This window comes from Candidatus Zixiibacteriota bacterium (assembly GCA_018820315.1).
In the GTDB taxonomy this organism is placed as follows: domain Bacteria; phylum Zixibacteria; class MSB-5A5; order JAABVY01; family JAHJOQ01; genus JAHJOQ01.
On record JAHJOQ010000173.1, the window covers coordinates 1 to 2,733 of the forward strand.

Annotated in this window: 2 protein-coding genes; both read left to right on the forward strand. The window is 34.0% G+C overall.

Annotation, left to right across the window (positions count from 1 at the left end; genetic code table 11):
- Positions 1–468: 468 nt before the first annotated feature.
- The gene (locus KKH67_16180; protein ID MBU1320714.1) at positions 469–2,229 is read left to right on the forward strand and encodes a hypothetical protein; all 1,761 of its coding nucleotides are present in this window, start codon (positions 469–471) and stop codon (positions 2,227–2,229) included.
- A gap of 79 nt (positions 2,230–2,308) precedes the next feature.
- Positions 2,309–2,668 (forward strand): four helix bundle protein, encoded by a 360-nt coding sequence (locus KKH67_16185; GenBank protein ID MBU1320715.1) that lies wholly within the window; start codon positions 2,309–2,311, stop codon positions 2,666–2,668.
- The last annotated feature ends 65 nt before the right edge of the window (positions 2,669–2,733 follow it).

Consider the following 2,733-nt stretch of genomic DNA (forward strand, 5'->3'; position numbering starts at 1 on the left):
AAATCCAAATGTCAAATCAAATCCAAAATCCAAATGTCAAAAAATACAACCTAGAAGAAAGAAGCTCAAGAATTAACTTTAATATTTAGCAAAATCGTTTCAACATTAAATAATTAGAAAATTAAACATTCAATCAAAATTAGAAATTCAAAATTGTATAAATCTTTGTCATTTGGATTTTTAATTACTATCGTTTCAACATTAAATAATTAGAAAATTAAACATTCAATCAAAATTCAAAATTAGAAATTCAAAATTGTATAAATCTTTGTTATTTGGATTTTTAATTACTATCGTTTTGTCATTAAATAATTAGAAAATTAAAAATTCATTCAAAATTCAAAATTAGAAATTAAACGTTGCATTTCAAATGTTAATGAGATATAATTATTAGAGAATTTTAAGAGTAATTTATTAGCTATTTTTGTAATTATCATTTTGATATTTGCATTTTAATTTAAATCGTTTATGTTAAAAAAATTTATTGTTTTCTTGTTAGTTATTGTTGGTTCAGTTATGTTTTTCACCAACTCCGCGCAAGCGGGGTCGGTTGGAACGACGCAAGCTTGTGTTAACGCAAAAGCAAAGTTTCAAGCAGGTTATATTACAGGCGACGCAAGCACAGATGTTTATAATACTCCATACCAAAAAAATCTTAATTATTTTTATTGCTATGATGAAACAAATGTTAATAATCTTAATGTTGTCTATAATAGCCAAAATGGATATTTGATAATAAATAATGTTTTTAATTTTGGCGCCAACCATGTTGAATTGCATTTTTGTAAAATTAATCTTTTTAACGCAGGCAAAATTACTGCTGATGGACAGCAGGGAACAATTGTTATTGACACTACTGATGGTGTTTATGATGGTAATACTAATTATGCTGGGTCTGGTATAAGCAAATCGTGTTTACCAACTGACAATTATTTTTATCATAATGGCACTCTTCAGGCCTCAGGTCATGACGGTTGGGTTGATATAAACAGTTATGAATATAAATTAGTAACAACTAGTCAAATCATTACATCAGGAATAGGTGGATATAATAGTTTGAATGGACGGAATATGATTAATTTTGGTGGTAGTGGCAGTAGTGGACAGGCCTGGAATAGTAACTTACCAGGCGGTGGCGGTGGAAATAATGGTGGCGGTGGCGGTGGCGGCGCTTGTAGCGGTTCTGGCGGTACTGTCGGTGGCAATAAAGGTGGTAGTGGCGGAATCGGCGGTTGTAATGGTGATGGTGATGGTAATGGTGGCGGTGGTGGTGGAACAATTAATATAAATAGTCAATCATCGTTAACGATTTCTGGAACTTTTTCTGCGAATGGCGGTGGCGGTCAGTACGGTGGCTCCTGGGATGGTGGCGGTGGCGGTGGCGGTGGCGGAACAATTAATATCAATAGCCAAGCAGCATTAACGATTTCTGGAACTTTTTCTGCGAATGGTGGCGGTGGCGGTGGCGGAAGATTAGTTGGTGGCGGTGGCGGTGGCGGAACAATTAATATTACTAGTCAATCATCATTGGGGATTAATAACACAGGAATTTTTTTAGCGAATGGAAGTGGTGCTAGTGATGGAACAATAAAAATAAGAACAAATTTTTCTTGTACTAAAGCAACAATATCAGGCAAACTTTATGCCTATCTTGGCGGTTCAGGCGGATCAATTACTTTTATAGGTGGCAGTTTTGAGGCGGTTGCGGAAAGTGAAATTAAATCATCAGGTTCAATCACAGTAATCTATCGCAACACTTGCGCAGGATTAGATACTGATTCTACTAAAGACCCTAACACATGTACTCCAAGTGGGTGTTCTTGTCTTGGAACCGGCGTCGTGTTGCTGCCATCAAAACCAATTGTTGTTTCTGAACCAAATATTTGCGAAGGAGGTGGAGAACCAACCAATTACGCGCCTTATGAACCAATAAATCCTGTGCCAACAATGGGTGATGACGGGCAGAGTTTATGTTTATCATTAAGCTGGCAATCAGGAGATCCTGAAGGAGACCCATTGGATTTTGAAATATATTTTGGCGATGATTTTGCTTTGGTGGATGGATTGGATCCAAGTGCTCTTATAACCACTCTCTATAATCAAGCAAGCGATTCTGGCGGAGCTTATGTGTCATACTCATATAATCTTGTTGACGCGGTGCCAAGTGTTTGCGATTTGAAAAACGGCACGATTTATTATTGGAAGATTAAAGCGAAAGATAACCTTTAGAAGTAATTTTTAATTTTGAATTTCAAATTTTGAAGCAATTTTGAATGTTAGAATATTTTAATTTTGAAACAATAAAACAATGCAAGATAAAAATAACAATTATGATTTAGAAGAACGGACAGCAGTTTTTGGGGAAAATGTTATTAAATTTTGTAAAACAATTAAACAAGACACGATCACAAAACCAATAATAAGCCAAATTATCAGATCTTCCACAAGTATAGGAGCAAACTATATGGAAGCAAATGGAGCAAGTTCAAAGAAAGACTTTAGAAATAAAATTTATATCTGCAAAAAAGAAATTCAAGAAACAAAACATTGGTTAAGAATGATCTCAGCTTGTATGCCAACAGAAACAAACAGAGCAAGAGAATTATGGAAAGAAGCTCAAGAATTAACTTTAATATTTGGCAAAATCGTTTCAACATTAAATAATTAGAAAATTAAACATTCAATCAAAATTCAAAATTAGAAATTCAAAATTGTATAAATCTTTGTTATTTG

Excerpts from the sequence above, each read along its gene's own strand:
- KKH67_16185 (MBU1320715.1), top strand. The coding sequence starts at position 2,309 with ATGCAAGATAAAAATAACAATTATGATTTAGAAGAACGGACAGCAGTT.
- KKH67_16180 (MBU1320714.1), top strand. The coding sequence starts at position 469 with ATGTTAAAAAAATTTATTGTTTTCTTGTTAGTTATTGTTGGTTCAGTT.